This is a genomic window from Roseobacter ponti, from assembly GCF_012932215.1.
Lineage (GTDB): Bacteria > Pseudomonadota > Alphaproteobacteria > Rhodobacterales > Rhodobacteraceae > Roseobacter > Roseobacter ponti.
In genome coordinates this window covers 175,440-196,005 of the sequence record NZ_CP048788.1, presented here as the reverse complement: position 1 = coordinate 196,005, position 20,566 = coordinate 175,440, and the positions used below count along the sequence as shown (strand labels likewise).

Sequence of the window (20,566 nt, the reverse complement as noted above, 5' to 3'; positions counted from 1 at the left end):
TCAACCGGGATGGTCGGACTAACTGACAATCCAGGCCTGCCAGCATCAGAGATAATCCCGAGAAAGCATCACCACAGAAAAACCCCGGACCTGCGCACGCCCTGTGAGGCGCAACCGGACGGCCGGTGCATCAACCGGGCTTGCGGGGCAGGCCGGCATTGGTCATAACAAGGCCAGCCAGCCCCGAGGAGCACGCCATGTCTTTGCAAGCGCCCGAAACCCGGATTGTCGACAAATTTCGCGTCGCCTGTGACGGCAGCGAAGGCGCACTGGGTCATCCGCGCGTCTGGCTGCAGATCCCCCGAGACACCGGCTGGGTCGAATGCGGCTATTGTGACTGCCGGTTCATCCACAAAGATTTCAAAGACAAAGTCTGACGCCGCCTCAGGGCCTGCCGGACGTTTCCGATCTCCGCGACGCATTTCCGACCTGACAACACAGACCCCACGGCCAGAGACGCCCCGCCCCCGCGGGACGTCACGCTCAGTTGCGGCACCGGGATTACGCAGGGCCGCAGCTTTGCCGCGAAATTGGCCAGCAACACCGTGCGCAAAGGGTCGTCATTCCCACAGCCCTCATGTAAAAACCGCAGCAGACAGCAAGGGGGTCATTTCATGAGCGACAGCAGCTTTGGCAAAGGGTGTCACCTGCACCTGATCGACGGATCGGCGTTCATCTTCCGGGCCTATCACGCGCTGCCGCCGCTCACGCGGAAATCTGACGGCCTGCCGATCGGGGCTGTCTCGGGGTTCTGCAACATGCTGCACCGCTATGTCGAAGGGAACACCGGGCCGGATGCCCCCACCCATGTTGCCGTCATCTTTGACAAGGGCAGCCATACTTTCCGCAACGATATGTACGATCAGTACAAAGCCAACCGGGATGCGATGCCCGAGGACCTGCGCCCGCAGATCCCGCTGACCCGGCGCGCCACCGAAGCCTTCAACATCGCCTGCAAGGAAAAGGAAGGCTATGAGGCCGACGATATTATCGCCACTCTCGCCGTGCAGGCCCGTGCCGCCGGCGGGCGTTGCACCATCATCAGCTCTGACAAGGATCTGATGCAGCTCGTCGGTGACGGTGTCGAAATGCTGGACGCGATGAAGAACAAACGCATTGACCGCGAGGGTGTTTTCGAAAAGTTCGGCGTTTATCCCGACCGCGTTGTCGATGTGCAGGCGCTGGCCGGCGATTCTGTCGATAACGTTCCTGGCGCGCCCGGTATCGGGATCAAAACCGCGGCTTTGCTGATCAACGAATATGGCGATCTGGAAGCGCTGCTGGAGCGCGCAGAAGAGATAAAACAGCCAAAACGCCGGCAAACCCTCATTGATCATGCCGAACAGATCCGGCTGTCACGCCGTCTGGTGCTGCTTGACGAGAATACCCCGCTGGATTTCACGCTTGATGATCTGGAGGTGCGCGATCCGCTGCCCGATCAGCTGATGCCCTTCCTTGCGGAGATGGAATTTCGCACGCTCACCAAACGTATCGCGGATCATCTGGACGTGGAAATGCCCGAGATCGACGACACCCCGGCCAGCGCGCCGGATGCGCCCGAGATCGAGGACGTCCCGTTTGATAAAGAAGGCTATGAAATGGTCGGTGACTCTGCCGCCCTGCAGAGCCGGATCGATCGGATATATGAACTGGGCTATGTGGCGGTCGATACCGAAACCACCAGCCTTGATGAAATGCGCGCGGATCTGGTTGGCATTTCGCTCTGCGTCGAGCCGGGCAGCGCCTGCTACATCCCGCTGACGCATAAAGCGCACCGGGGCGATGATCTCTTTGGTTCAGACGATCTCGCAGAGGGTCAGATGGCCCTGGAGGAGGCGCTGAGCATGCTGAAGCCCGTGCTGGAGGATCCGTCGATCCTGAAGATCGGGCAGAATATGAAATACGATGCCAAGATTTTTGCTCAGGCTGGCATAGATGTGGCCCCCATCGATGACACGATGCTGATGTCTTATGCGATGCACGCAGGTCTGCACGGGCATGGTATGGATGCCCTTGCAGAACGCTATCTGGGTCACACACCGATCCCGATAAAGCCCCTGTTAGGCTCTGGTAAATCCGCGATTACCTTTGACAAAGTGCCGCTGGAAGATGCCGTTCCATATGCTGCTGAAGACGCTGAGATCACGCTGCGCCTCTGGCAGCAGTTCAAACCGTCGCTGCACCGCGCACAGGTCACGCGGGTTTATGAGACCATGGAGCGCCCGCTGGTGCCGGTGCTTGCCGCGATGGAGCGTACCGGCATTGAGGTTGACCGCGACACGCTCTCGCGCATGTCGAACGCCTTCAGTCAGAAGATGGCCGGTCTGGAAGATGAAATCTATGGCGTGGCAGGGCGCAAATTCAACGTGGGCTCGCCCAAACAGCTGGGCGAGATTCTCTTTGATGAAATGGCGCTTGAGGGAGGCAAAAAGGGCAAAACCGGCGCCTATGCAACCGGCGCGGATGTGCTGGAAGACCTCGCCACGGAGCATGAACTGCCGCGCCTCATCCTCGACTGGCGGCAGCTCAGCAAGCTGAAATCGACCTATACAGATGCCCTGCAGGATCATATCAACCCTGACACCGGGCGTGTGCATACGTCCTATTCGATCGCCGGCGCCTCGACCGGCAGGCTCGCCTCGACCGATCCCAACCTGCAGAATATCCCGATCCGCACCGAGGAAGGCCGCCGGATCCGTGAGGCATTCGTCGCCGGAGAGGGTAAAACCCTGGTGGCGCTGGATTACAGCCAGATCGAGCTGCGCATCCTGGCTCATATCGCGGACATCCCGGCGCTGAAGCAGGCCTTTGCCGATGGTCAGGACATTCACGCCATGACCGCATCTGAGATGTTCGATGTGCCGATGGACGAAATGACACCCGACGTCAGAAGACGTGCCAAGGCGATCAACTTCGGGGTGATCTACGGCATCTCGGGGTTTGGTCTGGCGCGTAACCTGCGCATCCCGCGCTCTGAGGCGCAGGGCTTCATCGACCGCTATTTCGAGCGCTTTCCCGGCATCCGCACCTACATGGACGATACCAAAGCCTTCGCGAAGGAAAACGGTTATGTAGAGACGCTTTTCGGGCGCCGCATCCACACGCCCAACATCACCGACAAAGGCCCGCGCGCCGGATTTGCCCAGCGCGCGGCGATCAATGCGCCGATCCAGGGCACCGCCGCCGATGTGATCCGGCGCGCGATGATCCGGATGCCCGCCGCGATCCGCGATCTGCCGGCGAAAATGCTGCTGCAGGTCCATGACGAACTGCTTTTCGAAGTTGAACAGGGCGCTGAGGACGATCTGATAACGGCCGCGCGGGATGTCATGGAAAACGCTGCTGATCCGGTGGTGAAACTTGACGTGAAGCTGACTGTTGATGCGGGCCAGGGCGCGAACTGGGCCGTTGCTCACTGACACCCCGTCGGGCAGCGCGGCTCTCAGAGCAGCCGCGCCATCCACCCATGCGTTTTTTCAACGGCGCCCCGGGGCTGGTAACCTGCGGTCACCCAGCCGGTGTAACCGATCTCTTCAAGGATCTGTTCAAGGGCTGCCGCTGAAAACCCGCCCGCCGGCGACTTTTCCTGCGGCGGCGCGGTAAGGGTGATATGCGATACCAGAGCCGCATGCGCGCGCAGGTCGTCCTGCCATCCGGGCGCGGCGCCATCCAGCGGCCAGTCCATCCGCAGTACCGGCGTTCCGGCACCGGACACCAGCTGCGCCACCTGACTTCGGGTCTGCAGAAACGCGTCGGCTCCCGGCTCGGGGCCCACCAGCAACGTGATGTTTGCCGGGCTCTGGTCCACCGCTTTGTTCAGATTGCGGCGCAGCGTCCCGGCGGCATCTGACCCGATTGCGTCACCGGCGAGGACACGCAGCGCGGGCACGCGCAGGGCCTCGCAATAACGCAGCGCCCGCCGCAGATCATGCGCAAACCGGTCCTCTGCCCCCGGAACGGCCGCAAAGCCGCGCGCACCGCCGGTATAATTCGGTGGCGGAGTGGCGATCATCACCAGCGTCAGACCATTGCGCAGCAGCGCCATCTGGGTGTCTTTTGCCGGATTGTCATAGGGGAAAGGCACGACCACTCCGGTAAACCCTGCGACAGCCGCTGCCTCGAACCGCTCCGCCCAGGGCAGACCGGTCCACAACATGCTCAGGTCAGCCGCCAGTTTTACCATCCTAACCCGTCCCGTTTGCGCCCCGCCACAGGGCGGCTCTGTCAGAAAGTTTCGACCCAGGGCCGCAGAGTGATCTCGCTGCTCCAGGCGGACCGGTGCTGCTCAATCAGATGCAGATAACTCTCCGCAATCGCGTCCGGGTCCAGCATTGCATTGCTGCCATCATCCGCGCGCCCTGCACGGTCAGGGTTTGAGATGCCCCCGTCGATATTGACCCAGGCGACATGGATACCCTTTGGATGCAATTCGCGTGACATCGACTGTGCCAGACCACGCTGTGCGAATTTGCCCATCGCGAAGGTGGCGGATCCCGCAAAGCCCTTCACCCCCGCCGAAGCGCCGGTAAAAAGAATTGTCCCCTTTGTCTCACCCTCGTTCTGCAACATCAGGCGGGCAGCTTCACGGCCCGTCAGAAACGATCCGAAGGCTGTGACCTCAATCGCTTTGCGCACGGTTTCAGGATCCAATTCGGCGATATCGCCCCTGATCCGCGCAGAGGGGTTATAGATGGCGACCCTCAGCGGCCCCGGCAGATCCGCATAAAGCGCTGCCACCGCGTCAGGGTTGCTGCCGTCAAGCGATACGCAGCGCGCCCCTGTGGTTTCCGAAAGGTCCTGCAGTTTGCCGGTGTCGCGCGCCCCCAGAACGATGTCATACCCTGCGTCCGCGAGACTGAGCGCAAGGGATGCGGAAAGACCGCTCCCGGCGCCGATGATGACCGCTGTGCCTTTGTCTTTCATCTCCGACCCTTTCGCATGTTGTCACCTGTGCCTCGTGTTTTACGGCTCAGGGCAGTTCGTCGCTCGGAATGATCCGGAAGAACACGCCCCCCGACCACAACCCGAACCATCCGTCATGATGAACGCCGATATCCACCAGCCGGTAGAAACTCTTGCGGTCAATCAGCGCCTCCAGATCCGCGCGGACATGCACATAAGGAGAGGGTTCACCGGTTTCAGGGTCCCGCACCACGCGGATCTGGTTCTCCGGTCCGGCGGTCACCTCGTCCTCCACCTGTGTGGTAAAACGCAGTGTCTGGTCCTGGCCTGCGCCGGTCACCTCAAAATCGACCGCGACAAAAGGCGCATCATCAACAGTTATCCCGACCTTCTCCACCGGCGTCACCAGGAAGTATTTTCCGTCTTCCATCTTCAGAATCGATGAAAAAAGCTTCACCAGCCCGGGCCGTCCGATGGGGGTTCCCTGATAAAACCAGGTGCCGTCACGGGCGATACGCATGTCAAGATCCCCGCAAAACGGCGGGTTCCACTTGTGAACAGGCGGTAAACCGCGTGTTTTTGTGGCAGTTAACGAAGCAGCAAGACTTTCTGCCGACGGTGTAACGGTTTTTTGTCCACTCATTGCTTTTGCCATTTCCCCTGAGCGCGATAGGATTACATCAGGTATATAATTCATCGGAGCACGTTGTCATGAGCGAAGCAGAAGACATGGTCGGACAGATCGAAGCGCTGGGCGAAAAACTCAAAAGCGCCAGAGCGTCGATCACCAACCGGTTCATCGGCCAGGAGCGTGTCGTTGATCTGACGCTGGCTGCATTGCTCTGCGGCGGTCACGGGCTGCTGATCGGCCTGCCGGGTCTGGGAAAAACCCGTCTTGTTGAGACACTCTCCACCGTGATGGGGCTCAATGGCAACCGGGTTCAGTTCACGCCTGACCTGATGCCCGCCGACATTCTGGGCTCCGAAGTACTTGATACAGCCGCCGACGGCTCCCGCGCCTTCCGTTTCATTCAGGGGCCGATCTTCTGCCAGCTTCTGATGGCCGATGAAATCAACCGCGCCTCGCCGCGCACGCAATCGGCTCTGCTTCAGGCGATGCAGGAGAAAACAGTCACTGTTGCAGGCGAAAGCCGCACCCTCGGTGTGCCGTTCCACGTGCTGGCCACGCAGAACCCGATCGAGCAGGAGGGCACCTACCCCCTGCCCGAAGCACAGCTTGACCGCTTCCTTGTGCAGATCGACGTGGTCTATCCCGACCGCAATACAGAACGTGATATTCTGCTGGCGACCACCGGGGACGGCGAGGCGGAATCCACCGAGGTCTTTACTGCCGCTGAACTGCTGGCTGCACAGCAGCTGCTGCGCCGGATGCCAGTGGGCGAAAGCGTCGTTGAAATGATCCTCGATCTGGTGCGGGCCTTCCGCCCGGATGAACCCGGTGTCAGCCAGAGAGTGCGCGATACCGTGGCCTGGGGCCCTGGTCCGCGGGCCGCTCAGGCGCTGATGCTGACCGTGCGGGCGCGGGCGCTTCTGCAGGGGCGGCTGGCGCCGTCGTCCGAAGATGTGCTGGATATGGCCCGCCCGGTGCTGAGCCACCGGATGGCGCTCAACTTCGCCGCCCGGGCCCGTGGCGACAGCCTGACCGACCTGATTGAGACCACCGCCGCAGAGCTTGCCGGAGGGAAAGCGGCAGCGTGACCCCGGAAACCGTCCTTCGCGCCGCGGCCGAGACCGAAGCCGCCGCCCTGCCGGCGCTGCTGGCCCGCGCCGAGCATCTCGCAGGCTCCGTCCTGCTGGGCGATCACGGTCGCCGGCGCGCGGGTATGGGCGATGACTTCTGGCAGTACCGCCCGGCTCAGGTCGGTGACAGCAGGCGGCTGATCGATTACCGCCGCTCGGCGCGTGGTGACGTCGAATTTGTGCGCGAACGCGAGCTTCAGATCGCCCAGTCGGTGATGTTCTGGGTAGATCAGGGCGCCTCGATGCGCTTCACCAGCGATGACGATCTGCCGCAAAAGGCCGACCGCGCCCGCGTGCTTGGTCTGGCCACCGCCATTCTGCTGGTGCGCGCCGGGGAACGTGTGGGGCTCACGGGCACCGCGCTGCCGCCCCGTCGCGGCAATCAGCAGATCCTGCGGCTTGCCGGGATGTTCACGCAGGATGCGACCGAAGACTACAGCCCGCCGGAACACCGCGCGATGATCCCCTCGGCCCGCGCCGTATTTATTTCGGATTTCATGGGCGACATCGCCGAGGTGACGCTGGCCCTGACCAAAGCCGCTGACCGCGGTGTGCGTGGGGTGCTGCTGCATGTACTCGACCCGTCAGAAGAGGCTTTTCCCTTCAGCGGGCGCACCATCTTCGAAAGCGTCGGCGGCAGTCTCAGCCATGAAACGCTCAAAGCGAACGATCTGCGTGACCGCTATCTGGAACGGCTCGCCGCCCGCAAAGACGAGCTGACGCAGCTTTGCGGCGTGACCGGCTGGCAGTATGGCATGCACCATACCGACCGGCCTGCACAGGCGGCTCTTTTGTGGCTCTACCGTGCGCTTGATACCGGGGGCCTGCGATGACCGTTCTGGGAGGCATCGGGTTCACCGCACCCTGGCTGCTGCTGGCGCTTCTGGCGCTGCCGGTGCTCTGGCTCATTCTGCGAGCGGTGCCCCCCGCGCCCGTGCGCCGACTGTTTCCGGGCGTCGCACTGCTTCTCGGGCTCAAAGATGACGAAAGCGTCTCTGACCGGACACCCTGGTGGCTGCTTTTGTTGCGCATGCTGGCAGTTGCCGCCATCATCCTCGGCCTCGCGGGGCCGGTTCTGAACCCGGAAGAGGAAAGCGCACAGGGCAATGGCCCGCTGCTGATCGTGCTGGACGGCAGCTGGGGCGGCGCCACCCGCTGGTCCGATCAGATCGACGTAGTCGAGGCACAGCTCACACGGGCCGGCCGCGCAGGACGGCCGGTGGCCTTCCTCGATATGGCGCGCCCGGAACCGCCGGTGTTTCAGGCCGCCGATGTCTGGCGCAACCGGCTGGCGGGGTTCAGCCCCGCCCCATGGCAACCGGATGACGCGCGCACCGCCCGGGCCGCCGGTTTCGCTGCAGAGCTGGGTGCTTTTGATACGCTGTGGTTCAGCGACGGGCTCGACTATCCGGGCCGCGACACAGTACTCGACGCGTTTGAGCGTGCCGGCGCTATCGAAGTCTATCAGACCGCCGCCAATGTGCTGGCCATAGCGCCCGCAGGGTTTGAGGATGGCGCGGTGCAACTGACCGCGATCCGCGCCACACCCGGCCCCGAACGTCAGGTGGTCCTGCAGGCGCAGGGGCGCGATCCTGCCGGAAACGCGGGCATTCTGGCGACCGCCACCGCAACCTTTGCCGAAGGCGCCACAGAGGCAACCGCCGCTCTGTCGCTGCCCTCGGAACTGCGCGCGCGCATCACCCGGTTTGATCTGCAGGGTCAGCGCTCTGCAGGGGCGACAACACTGGCCGATGATGCTCTCAGCCGCCGTGAGGTTGCCCTTATCGCCGGACGTGAAAGCCGCGAAGGGCTGCAGCTTTTGTCACCGCTGCACTATCTCGAGCAGGCACTTGAACCCACCGCCGATCTTATTGGCGGGTCGCTGAGCGATGTGCTGCCCGCCAACCCCGATGTCATTGTGCTGGCGGATGTGGCGACGCTGTCGCCGTCCGAAGCAGGAGGTCTGAGCGACTGGATCGAAGAAGGCGGCCTGCTGCTGCGCTTTGCCGGGCCGCGGATCGCCGCCAGCGATGTGTCGCGGGTGGACGAAGACCCGATGATGCCCGTGCGTCTGCGCTCCGGTGGCCGGACGGTCGGCGGTGCGATGAGCTGGGGTGAACCCAAAGCGCTGGCACCCTTCAGAGAGAACTCGCCCTTTTTCGGCCTCGCCATCCCCGACGATGTGCAGATTACCAGCCAGGTCATGGCGCAGCCCGATCCGACGCTGGCCGAACGCGTCATTGCGGAACTGACCGACGGCACGCCGCTCGTGACCCGCAAGACCAGCGGTCAGGGACAGATCGTACTCTTTCACGTGACCGCCAGTGCCGACTGGTCCACCCTGCCGCTTTCGGGGCTTTTCGTGCGCATGCTTGAACGGCTTGCCGTGTCGTCGTCCGCCGGCGCGCCTGATCTGTCGCAGATGGAAGGCACCACATGGACGCCCGAACAGGTAATGGACGGTTTTGGTACGCTTTCGGATGCCGGCACGCTGCCGGGTGTCGCGGGCACCGATCTCATCAACGCGCCCGCCGGCCCTGATATGCAGCCCGGGATTTATGCCTCAGGCGACCGGGTGCTGGCGCGCAACGTAATCAGCACCGGCGATACCCTTGAGCAGGCCACCTGGCCTGCAGATATTCCGGTCCGCGGTTTTGCCATCGCCCCCGAACAACCCGTCGCGGGCTGGCTTCTGAGCCTTTCAGTGCTGCTGCTGCTGGCTGATGTTGTGGCCTCCCTGGCGCTTTCGGGCCGGCTTCTGGGGCGTGTGAACAGGACGGCTGCCGTGATCCTCGGTGCGCTGCTCCTGGCATCACCACAGGCAGAGGCACAGAGCGCGGATGCCGCAACCGATGAATTTGCGCTCAGTGCCACGGCCGAACTGGCGCTGGCCTATGTCTCAACCGGCAATGCGCGGGTCGACGATCTGTCGCGCGCAGGTCTCGCGGGCCTGTCACAGACCCTGAATTTCCGCACCTCCGTTGAGCCTGCGGACCCGGTTGGTGTCGATCTGGAGATGGACGAGCTTGCGTTTTTCCCGATCCTCTACTGGCCCGTGACCCCCGACCAGCCGCGCCCTTCCTCCGAGGCTTATGCAAAGCTCAACGACTATCTGCGCTCGGGCGGGCTGATCCTCTTTGATACACGCGATGCCGATGTTGCGCGCTTCGGCGGGGCCAGCCCCAACGGGCGCAAGCTGCAGGATCTCGCGGCCCCGCTTGATATACCGCCACTTGAGCCGCTGCCCGCCGATCACGTGCTCACGCGCACCTTTTATCTGCTTCAGGATTTCCCGGGCCGGCATACCAGCCGCGATGTCTGGGTCGAAGCCGCCCCGCCCGATGCCGAACAGATAGAGGGCATGCCCTTTCGCAATCTCAACGACGGTGTGACACCGGTGGTGATCGGCGGCAACGACTGGGCCGCGGCCTGGGCAATCTCAGAGAACGGCGCGCCGATGGTGCCGGTGGGCCGCGGTTTCACCGGCGAGCGCCAGCGCGAACTGGCCTATCGTTTCGGCGTGAACCTGGTCATGCACGTGCTGACCGGCAACTATAAATCGGACCAGGTCCATGTACCGGCCCTTCTCGACAGGCTCGGACAATGACCGGCGCGCTGATCTTTGACCCGCTGGTCCCCTGGGCCATGGTGCTGATGGTTGCGGTCATTGCCGCGATCAGCGTGACACTTGCGGTGCTGCGCGGCCTGAACGGCTGGCCCCTGCGCGCGGTTGCGGCCCTTGTGGTGCTGGGCGCGCTCTGCAATCCCTCCTATCAGCAGGAAGACCGCGCGCCGCTCACCGATATCGTGATGCTGCTGGAAGATGAGACCGCGAGCCAGGGGCTGAGCGACCGCCCCGCGCAGCGCACCGAAGCCGCCGACGCACTTGCAGAACGCATTGCCGCGCGCCCCAATACCGAAGTCCGCCGCATCGTCGTCCCCGACGGCGAAGGCGACGCCGGCACCCGCCTGATGACCAGCCTCTCCGGCGCGCTTGCCGAAGAACCCCGCGCCCGTATTGCAGGCATCGTCGCGGTCAGCGACGGCCGCGTGCATGACGCGGACCTGCCGCTCGACCTGCCGGCGCCTATGCACCTCTTGCTCACGGGCCGCGAGACCGACTGGGACCGCCGCCTGTCAATCAGCAACGCACCGGCCTTTGCCATCATCGGCGAGCCCGTGACGCTCACCCTGCGCATCGAGGATATGGGGGCGGCCCCCGCGGGCGACGGCATTGCCCCGCTGGAAATCTCCGTTGACGGTGCCGAGCCGCAGCTTTTTCAGGTGCCGCTGGATCAGGACATTGAACTGCCCGTGACCCTGCCCCATGGCGGGCGCAACGTGATCGAATTTACCGTGCCGATGGCCGAGGGCGAACTGACCGACCGCAACAACCGCGCGCTTGTGCAGATGAACGGCGTGCGCGACCGCCTGCGTGTTCTGCTGGTCTCCGGAGAGCCGCATCCGGGCGGGCGCACATGGCGCAACCTGCTGAAATCAGACAGTTCCGTAGATCTGGTGCACTTCACCATTCTGCGCCCGCCCGAAAAGCAGGACGGCGTCCCGGTCAGCGAGCTTTCCCTCATCGCTTTCCCAACGCGCGAGCTCTTTCTGGAAAAGATCGACGATTTCGACCTGATCATCTTTGACCGCTATAAACGGCGCGGCATCCTGCCCGCGCTCTATCTCGACAATGTCGCCAATTACATCCGCACGGGCGGGGCCGTTCTGGTTGCTGCCGGACCGGATTTTGCCGGTGCGGACAGTATTTTCCGCTCGCCGCTGGGCTCCGTGCTGCCCGCAGCGCCCACCGCACGCGTGGTCGAACAACCCTACCGCCCCGTTGTCAGCGACCTTGGGAACCGGCACCCTGTGACGACCGATCTGCCCGACAACGGCGACTGGGGCCGCTGGCTGCGCCAGATCGAGCTTACCGAACCTGCCGGCAATGTGGTCATGACCGGCGCAGACGAGCGGCCGCTTCTGGTGCTCAACCGGGTGGGTCTGGGTCGCGTGGCGCTGCTCGCCTCTGATCACGCCTGGCTCTGGAATCGCGGCTATGAGGGTGGCGGGCCGCAGCTTGAGCTGCTGCGCCGTCTCGCCCACTGGATGATGAAAGAACCCGAGCTCGAAGAAGAGGCGCTGACCGCGGAGGCCACCGGCCAGACCATGCGCATTGAGCGCCGGACGCTGGAAGAGACCGTCCCGCCGGTGGTGCTGACCGACCCCTCCGGCAATACCGTCGAGCTGGAACTCTCCGAGATCAGCCCCGGCGTTTTCGGGACCACCTATGAGGGGCCTGAGATCGGCCTCTATCGCCTGGAAAACGGCGACCAGCTTGCGGTGATCGGCCTCGGCCCCGCCGCCCCGCGCGAATTTGAACAGACCATCGCGACGGGCGATATTCTGGAACCCGTCATCGCGGGTCTGCGCGGCGGAATCATCCGGCTGGAAGACGGTCTGCCGCGGCTCAGGGATGTGCGCGAAGGCCGCCCCGCTGCGGGCCGCAACTGGATCGGTCTCACGCCGCGTGGCGCCTATGAAACCCGCGACGTGCGCCAGACAGCGCTGCTGCCCGGCTGGCTGGTACTGCTGCTCTCGGCCGCCTTCATCACTGGCGCATGGCTGCGCGAAGGCCGCCGTTGAACACGCCCTGATCATCTGACACAAAGAGCAGCAGGCCGTAGCGCGATTGTACGGGGCCGCTTAAGAGGATATTCACCGAAATCCGCAATATTGACCACAAAACCGGTGGTTTAACGAATGTATGTTGCGCGATGAGCCTGGCCAACAAAATGGCAGAGGAAAGACGCCGCCGGCTTGCCGCGGAACGCCTGCTTGAGCTCAAGCAGGCAGAGCTCTTTGCCGCCAACAGGAAACTCGGACAACACGCGCGAAACCTGTCGGATCAGATTGTCGAAACCCGCGCCGAAGTTGCCACCGTGCGGGACGAAAACCAGCGGGTAAAATCCGACCTTACAGCCGCACAGGAAAAAATCGAACGGGTCGAAAGACGCCTGTGGCATTCGATCGGCACCATCAAGGACGGCTTCGCCTTTTTCTCGCCTGACCTCGAGCTGATCATGGCCAATCCGTCCTATCTGGCGGTCTTTGACAGGCTTGAGGAAATCCGACCCGGGGTCAGCTATGTCACCATCCTCCAGGTGCTGACGGATGAGGGAATTGTAAACACCGGTGACCTCTCGCCCGTCGCCTGGCGGCAGCTGATGATTGACCGTGTACAGTCGCCGGACCCGGCCCCCCAGGTGATCCGGTTGTGGAACGGTCAGTACATCAAAATGCTTGATCAGCGCGGACCGGACGGCGACATTATCTCGCTCGGCCTGAACATCACAGAGACTGTTGCCTACGAGAAAAAGCTGAAATCTGCCCGTCACAGTGCCGAAAGCGCCAACCGTGCAAAATCGACCTTCCTCGCCAATATGAGCCACGAACTGCGTACGCCGATGAACGGCGTTGTCGGCATGGCGGATCTGCTGGCAGAGGGCGATCTGAGCGAAGAGCAGCAGCTCTATGTCGAGACGATCAAACGCTCGGGCGAGGCCCTGCTGGTGATCATCAACGACGTGCTCGATTATTCAAAGATCGAGGCCGAGAGGCTGGACCTGCATCCCGAACCGTTTGATCTGGAGAATGCGGTGCATGACGTCATGACCCTCCTGCAGACGTCGGCGCAGGAAAAGGGGCTTCGGCTTTGTGTTGATTATCAGATGGAGATTGCATCCCGTGTCGTGGGTGATCCCGGACGCATTCGTCAGGTGCTGACAAATCTGCTGGGCAACGCCGTCAAATTTACCAGCTCAGGTCACGTTCTGGTGCGCGTGAAGGGAACACCGACCCCGGATGACGCGGCTCTTGATCTGACCATCACCGTCGAAGACACCGGCATCGGCATTCCCGAAGAGCTCATCGACCACGTCTTTGGTGAGTTCAACCAGGTGGAAAATGAACGGAACCGGCAGTTTGACGGCACCGGTCTGGGCCTCGCGATTACCCAGCGGCTGATCAGCATGATGGGCGGAAAAGTCTGGCTGACGTCTCAGGAGGGCGTCGGCTCGTGCTTCGGGTTCGATCTGCGCATGGCCACGGACGGTCCGGCCATTCTGCCGGCTGCGGACCTGCCTGCGACGCTTCAGCATGTCCTCGTCACGGGACGGGACTGGGCCGGGCGGGATATCATCCGCCGTCACCTCGAAGAAACCGGCCTCAAAGTCACCATGGGCGAAGATGCCGGATCAGCGCAGGCCGCAATGCAGGCCGATATCAGTCTGGTCATAGCCGATCACACCGACGGTATCTCTGACGGTTTCGAAGTCGCGCGCGCGCTCAGAGATGCAGGTCACCACACACCCGTTCTGCTGCTCTGTGGGAACGCCGGGCTGGCGCGGCGCAATGCAGACCGGGACGCCGTCGACACGATCATGCAGCGCCCGTTTCTGCGCGCGGATCTGATCCGGTGGCTTTGTGAGGCCGAAGCGCGTGTCGCCCGGGAGGTTACCCCGATCCCCGGGTTCCGCCATCGCGCGGCCCCTGACAACCCCGCGCAGTCCGTTCCGGAACAGCGGGATGCCGGGGATAAAACCGGCACCGGGCTCATGCGCATCCTTGCAGCAGAAGACAACAGGACAAACCGCCTCGTTTTCTCCAAAATGCTGAAATCGCTAAACATTGATCTGAAGTTTGCCTGCGACGGACAGGAGGCGGTCGACATGTGGAAGGAGTTCCGTCCCGACCTGATCTTTATGGATATCTCAATGCCCCGGCTCGACGGAAAAGAGGCCGCCCGGCAGATCCGGGGAATGGAAGAGGAAACAGGAGAGCGCGTGCCGATTGTCGCCCTGACGGCCCATGCGATGGCCGGCGATGAGAAAGAAATCCTCGACGCCGGGCTGGATCACTACATGACGAAACCACTGCGCAAACCTGCGATTATTTCCCGTATTCTCGCCCATTGCCCCGACGGGGTGCGGGCTCCGGTCGACGAACCTGATCAGGCCGCCGGATAGGGACGTAAAAAGACCGGCCTGTCCGGCTCCGACATCTCCGGCTGATAAGCATAGCCGCCGGTATCAAAAGAAAGCAGATCCTCAGCCCGGTTCAGCCGGTTCTGAATGACGTAACGCGCCATCGCGCCACGGGCTTTTTTCGCAAAGAAGCTGACCATTCCGGGCCCCTTGCCATCACCCCTGTCTTCCATAAAGGCCGGCGTGATCACCCGCAGTTTCAGCGCCCTGGGTGCCACGGCGCCGAAATATTCCTGGCTGGCGCAGTTCACCAGAAGGTCCGTGCCAAGCGCTTCTGCCTGCGCGTTCAGAGCCTTCGAAAGACTGTCGCGCCAGTATTCATACAGGTTCGCCCCCCGGCGGGTTTTCAGCCGGCTGCCCATTTCCAGACGGTAAGGCTGGATCGCGTCGAGCGGTCTCAACACCCCGTAAAGGCCGGAGAGGATCCGCAGATGGTCCTGCGCCCAGGCAATTTCATCATCATCAAGGCTCGGGGCTTCCAGTCCCTGATACGTGTCGCCCGCAAAGGCAAAGGCTGCGGGCCGCGTGGCCCCGGTCGGAGGCTCGGCTTCAAAGGCGCGGAACCTGTCGCGGTTCAGTCGCGCCAGATCATCGCTCAGGTTCATCAGATCACGCAGGTTGCCCAGCGTCAGGTTCCGCGCCGTCCGTACAAGACGCAACGCATCTTCCTGAAACGCCGGTTCGGTCCCCGCCCGGTCTGTTGCGTCCCAGTCGAGCCTCTTGGCAGGCGAAATCACCACCAGCATAAATCACTTCCCCGAATATCTGTCGCGGAACCCGCCCGCACTCAGCAGGTGACTTAGCCCGCCTCCCGCAGGACGTCCAGAAATGCGGGGCCAAATCTCTCAGCGCGTCGCTCACCCAGAAGTTTTTCCAGCGTGCGCACATCGGCCGCATGCATCTGCGCGACTTTTGCCAGCAGCGATGCGGAACAACTCAGCGGTTTGTCATGACCTTCCGTACCGCGTGCAAGATCCGCCTGAACCGCGAGCAGCCGGTCATAGACCGTGCCCGCCGCTTTGCCCGCCAGATCGCGACGTCGCGGATGGACCTGCGGCGCCTCGCCGGCAATCACTTCCAGAAACGCATCACCGTATTTGTCGAGTTTCTTGGCACCCACACCGCCGATCCCGGCCATATCATCCAGCGTCGCCGGGCGTTTTTCAGCCATTTCGATCAGAGTGCGGTCGTTGAAAATGATATAGGCCGGCAGCCGCGCCGCCTCGGCCAGGGCGCGCCGTTTCGCCTTGAGCGCCGACAGGAGCGGCGCGTCCTCATCGGAGACCATCGCTTTGACCGCCGGACGGCGCGTGTTCGCCGCCGCACGAACACTGTCACGGCGCAACGAAATTGTCGCCTGATCGCGCAGCACCGGCAGCGCCGCATCCGTCATCCGTAACGCGCCGTGGCGGTCGGGGTCAGGGCGCAGCAGGTCGTGCCCCATCATCTGGCGGAAAATCGTCTGCCACTGCCGTTTGTCATATTCCGTGCCGACGCCGAATGTGGGAAGCTGGTCATGCCCGCGCTGCAGCACCTTTTCAGTCCTGTTTCCAAGAAGAATATCAATGAGATGGCCTGCACCAAACCATTCCTCAGTGCGCAAAATCGCCGACAGCGCCTTGCGCACGGCAACGGTGGCGTCGAACACATCGGGCGGCGTGTCACACAGATCACAGCTGCCACAGGTCACCTCAGCCTCGCCGAAATAGCCCAGCAGGGTTTCGCGCCGGCATTTCAGTGCCTCAGCCAGACCAAGCAGCGCGTTGAGCCGCGCGTGATCAGCCGCGCGGCGTTCCGGCGGCGCAAGACCCTCGTCAATCTGCGACCGGCGCAGGCGGATATCCTCCGGACCAAAAAGCGTCAGCGTCTCCGCCGGTGCACCATCGCGCCCGGCCCGCCCGATCTCCTGATAATAGGCCTCGATCGATTTGGGCAGATCCGCATGGGCGACCCATCGGATGTCCGGTTTATCAACGCCCATGCCAAAGGCGACAGTCGCCACCACGATCAGCCCGTCTTCCTGCTGAAACCGCCGCTCGGCGATGCGCCGGTCTTCCGCGTCCATCCCGCCGTGATAATGCAGCGCGGTGTGGCCCGCCTCACGCAGCGCGCCGGCCAGCCCTTCTGTCTTGGCGCGGGTGCCGCAGTAGACGATGCCCGACTGCCCGCGCCGCGCATCGGCAAAGGCCAGGATCTGCTGACGGGGCCCGTTCTTTGCAGCAAAAGCGAGATGGATGTTCGGGCGGTCAAACCCGTGCAGGAACGCGCGGGGCTGCTCTCCGCCAAAAAGCTTTTCGGTAATTTCCACACGGGTTTCGGCGTCAGCCGTCGCCGTGAAAGCGGCCAGCGGCACGCCAAGGTCGCGCCGGAGCGCGCCGATGCGCAGATAATCGGGCCGGAAATCATGCCCCCACTGGCTCACGCAATGCGCCTCATCGACCGCGATCAGAGACACGCCCGCACGGCGCAGAAGACCCGCAGCCCCCGATGCCAAGCGTTCCGGCGCCATGTAAAGCAGCCGCAAACGCCCCGCTTCCAGCGCCTCGAAAACCGCGTCCGTTTCCTCAGGCGTATTGCCCGAGGTCAGCGCCCCGGCGCAGACGCCCGCCTCCTGCAGCGCACGCACCTGATCGCGCATCAGCGCAATCAGCGGCGAGATGACCACCGTCACCCCCTCCCGCATCAGTGCAGGCAACTGAAAGCAAAGGGATTTACCGCCACCTGTGGGCATGATCGCGAGCACGTTCTCGCCTGCGGTCACCGCATCGACGATCTCTTCCTGACCGGGGCGAAAGGCGTCAAAGCCAAAGACATCACGTAACAGCGTGGCAGCGCCGGTCATGCGGAAAATCCTGTCTGTTTATCTGCTCTTTTGATGCAGACTCACATACTAAGATTGTCTGAACAAGACCTCGCAGCCCCGCAGAGATAATTAAACGCCCCGGCAGGCACAGAGATCAGACGAAAGCCGCGTAATTGTTGACAAGGATGATCCGCAGAGCCGCCACCGCGATCAGGACCGCGAGGGGCGCCAGATCAATCCCGCCCATCGGCGGCAGAATCCGGCGCACCGGCCCGTAAATCGGCTCCAGCAGCCGGTTCAGACCATACCAGATCTGCGCCACCAGCTGTTGCTGCGTATTGAGCACCTGAAAGTTGATCAGCCAGCTCATGATCACATGCGCGATGATGAAAAACCAAAGCACATTGAGCAAAAGCATCAGAATTTCGAAAAGCGACTGCATCGTTTGCCCTCTTTTGATCTCTGCACTCAGTTAAGCAGGCCCGCCCCAAAGGGCAAGGCCCCGCCGCCCGCGGGCCAAAGCACTTCTTGCGTCAACGGGTTGTGGCTGCTTTAGCTTAAGATAACGATAAAAGGCGGGCAGCCATGACAGCACAGAAAAAGCGTATCTGGGGGTGGTTCGCCTTCGACTGGGCGGCGCAGCCCTTCTACACGCTCGGGCTGACCTTCATCTTCGGCCCCTATTTTGCGGGTGTCGCCACGGATTTCTTCGCCACCGGCGGCATGGCGGAAAAAGCCGCGGACGCGCGCGCGCAGTCGGTCTGGGCCAACGCGCAGCTCGTCGCCGGCCTGACCATCGGCCTTCTGGGGCCGGTCATCGGGGCCTATGCCGACAGCACCGGCAAACGCATGCCCTGGATCGTCGCCTTTTCGGTGATCTATGTGATCGCGGCTGCGGCGATGTGGTACCTGATGCCCGACGGCTCGGGCCTGTGGTTCTGCCTTGTGGCTTTCGCCATCGGCTTCGTGGCCGCCGAGTTCGCGCTGATTTTCGTCAATGCACAGCTCCCTGGCCTCGGCGACGAGGACACCATCGGGCAGATCAGCGGCACGGGTGCGGCCCTCGGTTACTGGGGCGGTGTGGTCTCGCTTTTCGTCATGCTGCTCTTTTTCTTTGAGGCCAACCCGGAGGCGGGCACAACGCTCATCGGCCTCGCCCCTGCCTTCGGGCTCAACCCTGCGCAAAGCGAGGGCACCCGCTTTGTCGGCCCGTTTATCGCGCTGTGGTTCGTGTTCTTCATGATCCCCTATTTCCTCTGGGTCCGCGAACCTGCCCCCGTCGTGAAACAGGGCGGCTTTACCGAAGCGATGACAGATCTCAGAGCGTCACTGGCGCAGGTCCTGAAACGCCCCAGCCTCGCGGCCTATCTCGGCTCATCGATGCTTTACCGCGACGCGCTCAACGCGCTTTACGGCTTTGGCGGCGTCTATGCGCGCCTGGTACTCGACTGGTCGCTCACCAACATCGCGCTCTTTGGTATCCTCGGCGCGGTGACCGCCGCCATCGCCACATGGATCGGCGGGCGCTTTGACGCAAAATTCGGCCCTAAACCTGTCATCAGGGTCTGTATTTTCATCCTCATCATCGTCTGCTGCATCATCGTGGGCATGTCACGCGAGGCCTTCTTCGGTCAGGCCCTCGCTCCCGGCTCCGCCCTGCCGGATGTACTCTTTTACATCTGCGGCGCGGCCATTGGCGGGGCTGGTGGTGCGCTTTATGCTGCCTCCCGCTCAATGATGGTGCGCCATACCAACCCCGACCGCCCCACCGAGGCCTTTGGCCTTTTCGCGCTGTCGGGCAAGGCCACGGCCTTTCTGGCGCCTGCGCTGATCTCAATTGTCACCACCCTCACTGAAAGCGCGCGCATGGGCATCTCTCCGCTCATCGGGCTTTTCATTCTGTCCCTTTTCGTGCTGATCTGGGTCCATCCAAAGGGAGACCGCGTCCGATGACACTGCCCCGAATGATAACACTGATTTCTGCCGCCTGCCTTATCCTGGCGGCCTGCTCGCAACCTGCGACAAACACAGCCCCTGCCGGACCGCTGCCCACCATCGGCACCTCGGGGTCCGCCGACGCGCAAAAGGTCGCCAAATCGGTCTTCGGTGCCAAAACAGACGGTTCCGGGCAGGCCCCCGCACCCTATGGCAGCTACGCCAAAGGCTGCGTGGCAGGTGCCGCACAGCTTGCTGAAACCGGCCCGACCTGGCAGGCGATGCGCCTGTCGCGCAACCGCAACTGGGGCCATCCCGAGACCGTGGATTTCGTCGAAGACCTCAGCCGCGCCGCCGCCCGGCAACCTGGCTGGAACGGCATCTATGTGGGCGATCTGAGCCAGCCGCGCGGCGGGCCGATGCTCTCGGGCCACCGCAGCCACCAGATCGGTCTTGATGCTGACATCTGGCTGCGACGTGCCGACAACCTGTCGCTTTCCGCCAGCCAGCGCGAGAATATCTCGTCTGTCTCCATGCGCCGCAACAAGGGTGCCTTCGTCAACGACAACTGGACGCCCGCGCATCACCAGATCGTCAAAGCCGCCGCCTCAGATCCGCGCGTCGCACGGATTTTCATCTTCCCAGGGGCCAAGGTGCAGATGTGCAAAGACGCCAAAGGGGACCGCTCATGGCTTAATAAAGTGCGGCCCTGGTACGGGCATCACTATCACTTTCACGTCCGTCTCGCCTGCCCGAGAGGCGCGCAGGGCTGCGTGAACCAGACGCCACCGCCTGCGGGCGATGGCTGCGCGGATGCCCAGGCCTGGGTGAACAACATCCTCAACCCGCCACCGCCCGACCCCAATGCCCCGGCCCCGAAACCCCGCCGTGAACTGCGCGTCGCGGATCTTCCGGCGCAGTGCGCTCAGGTGCTGACCGCGCGCTGATCTGCCGGACGTCCGGGCCGGCATAACCGTCAGGTGAAAGCTGCAGGCTCCGGCCGGCAGAGTGCCCCTGCCGGCGTCCTGTCGTGCCGGGCCCTTTCGCGAAGAGTGACTTGCGCCCCGGGACGATGCAGCCTAAAGACCGCCCGTCCGCCACAGCGCGGACCAAGTGCCGC

15 protein-coding genes are annotated in these 20,566 nt (G+C 63.0%); 9 read left to right on the top strand and 6 right to left on the bottom strand.

Features of this window, described 5'->3' with window-relative positions:
* Positions 1-197 precede the first annotated feature (197 nt).
* Both G3256_RS00925 and polA read left to right on the top strand, forming a co-directional pair.
* On the top strand, positions 198-377 hold the full coding sequence (locus tag G3256_RS00925; RefSeq protein WP_169639054.1) for a zinc-finger domain-containing protein: 180 nt from the start codon (positions 198-200) through the stop codon (positions 375-377).
* A gap of 237 nt (positions 378-614) precedes the next feature.
* Positions 615-3,419, top strand: a complete 2,805-nt coding sequence (polA, locus tag G3256_RS00920) for a DNA polymerase I (protein WP_169639053.1) — start codon at positions 615-617, stop codon at positions 3,417-3,419.
* Between the two features lie 23 nt (positions 3,420-3,442).
* Here polA and G3256_RS00915 read toward each other — a convergent pair whose 3' ends face one another.
* Genes G3256_RS00915 through G3256_RS00905 form a run of 3 tightly spaced genes read right to left on the bottom strand, consistent with a single transcriptional unit; the run spans position 3,443 to position 5,545 of the window.
* Complete coding sequence (locus tag G3256_RS00915) at positions 3,443-4,183, bottom strand: TIM barrel protein (RefSeq protein WP_169639052.1); 741 nt, start codon at positions 4,181-4,183, stop codon at positions 3,443-3,445.
* A gap of 41 nt (positions 4,184-4,224) precedes the next feature.
* A complete protein-coding gene (locus G3256_RS00910; RefSeq protein ID WP_169639051.1) occupies positions 4,225-4,923 on the bottom strand; it encodes an SDR family NAD(P)-dependent oxidoreductase in 699 nt (232 codons plus the stop codon).
* Between the two features lie 46 nt (positions 4,924-4,969).
* Positions 4,970-5,545 carry a DUF1285 domain-containing protein gene (locus tag G3256_RS00905; RefSeq protein WP_169639050.1) on the bottom strand — a complete coding sequence of 192 codons (576 nt, stop codon included), beginning with the start codon at positions 5,543-5,545 and terminating at the stop codon, positions 4,970-4,972.
* Positions 5,546-5,613: 68 nt separating this feature from the next.
* Here G3256_RS00905 and G3256_RS00900 point away from each other — a divergent pair, with 68 nt between their 5' ends.
* The 5 genes from G3256_RS00900 to G3256_RS00880 all read left to right on the top strand — a co-directional run bounded on the left by G3256_RS00900 (position 5,614) and on the right by G3256_RS00880 (position 14,690).
* A complete protein-coding gene (locus G3256_RS00900; protein WP_169639049.1) occupies positions 5,614-6,621 on the top strand; it encodes an AAA family ATPase in 1,008 nt (335 codons plus the stop codon).
* Positions 6,618-7,496: a DUF58 domain-containing protein gene (locus tag G3256_RS00895; protein ID WP_169639048.1), complete on the top strand. Its 879-nt coding sequence runs from the start codon at positions 6,618-6,620 to the stop codon at positions 7,494-7,496. Before G3256_RS00900 ends, G3256_RS00895 begins: the two co-directional genes overlap by 4 nt.
* Positions 7,493-10,270 (top strand): DUF4159 domain-containing protein, encoded by a 2,778-nt coding sequence (locus G3256_RS00890; RefSeq protein ID WP_169639047.1) that lies wholly within the window; start codon positions 7,493-7,495, stop codon positions 10,268-10,270. Before G3256_RS00895 ends, G3256_RS00890 begins: the two co-directional genes overlap by 4 nt.
* A complete protein-coding gene (locus G3256_RS00885; protein ID WP_169639046.1) occupies positions 10,267-12,309 on the top strand; it encodes a hypothetical protein in 2,043 nt (680 codons plus the stop codon). The genes G3256_RS00890 and G3256_RS00885 overlap by 4 nt, the downstream gene beginning before the upstream one ends.
* Before the next feature lie 131 nt (positions 12,310-12,440).
* On the top strand, positions 12,441-14,690 hold the full coding sequence (locus G3256_RS00880) for a response regulator (RefSeq protein ID WP_169639045.1): 2,250 nt from the start codon (positions 12,441-12,443) through the stop codon (positions 14,688-14,690).
* Here the strand turns inward: G3256_RS00880 and yaaA are convergent.
* From yaaA to G3256_RS00865, 3 genes are all read right to left on the bottom strand, one after another.
* Complete coding sequence (gene yaaA, locus G3256_RS00875; RefSeq protein ID WP_169639044.1) at positions 14,675-15,454, bottom strand: peroxide stress protein YaaA; 780 nt, start codon at positions 15,452-15,454, stop codon at positions 14,675-14,677. The two genes, G3256_RS00880 and yaaA, sit on opposite strands and share 16 nt — an antisense overlap.
* A gap of 53 nt (positions 15,455-15,507) precedes the next feature.
* A complete protein-coding gene (gene recQ / locus G3256_RS00870; protein ID WP_169639043.1) occupies positions 15,508-17,550 on the bottom strand; it encodes a DNA helicase RecQ in 2,043 nt (680 codons plus the stop codon).
* A 115-nt stretch (positions 17,551-17,665) separates the two neighbouring features.
* A complete protein-coding gene (locus G3256_RS00865; protein ID WP_169639042.1) occupies positions 17,666-17,953 on the bottom strand; it encodes a YggT family protein in 288 nt (95 codons plus the stop codon).
* A 143-nt stretch (positions 17,954-18,096) separates the two neighbouring features.
* Here G3256_RS00865 and G3256_RS00860 point away from each other — a divergent pair, with 143 nt between their 5' ends.
* Positions 18,097-19,464: an MFS transporter gene (locus tag G3256_RS00860; RefSeq protein ID WP_169639041.1), complete on the top strand. Its 1,368-nt coding sequence runs from the start codon at positions 18,097-18,099 to the stop codon at positions 19,462-19,464.
* A complete protein-coding gene (gene mepA / locus G3256_RS00855) occupies positions 19,461-20,393 on the top strand; it encodes a penicillin-insensitive murein endopeptidase (protein ID WP_169639040.1) in 933 nt (310 codons plus the stop codon). Before G3256_RS00860 ends, mepA begins: the two co-directional genes overlap by 4 nt.
* Positions 20,394-20,566: the final 173 nt, after the last annotated feature.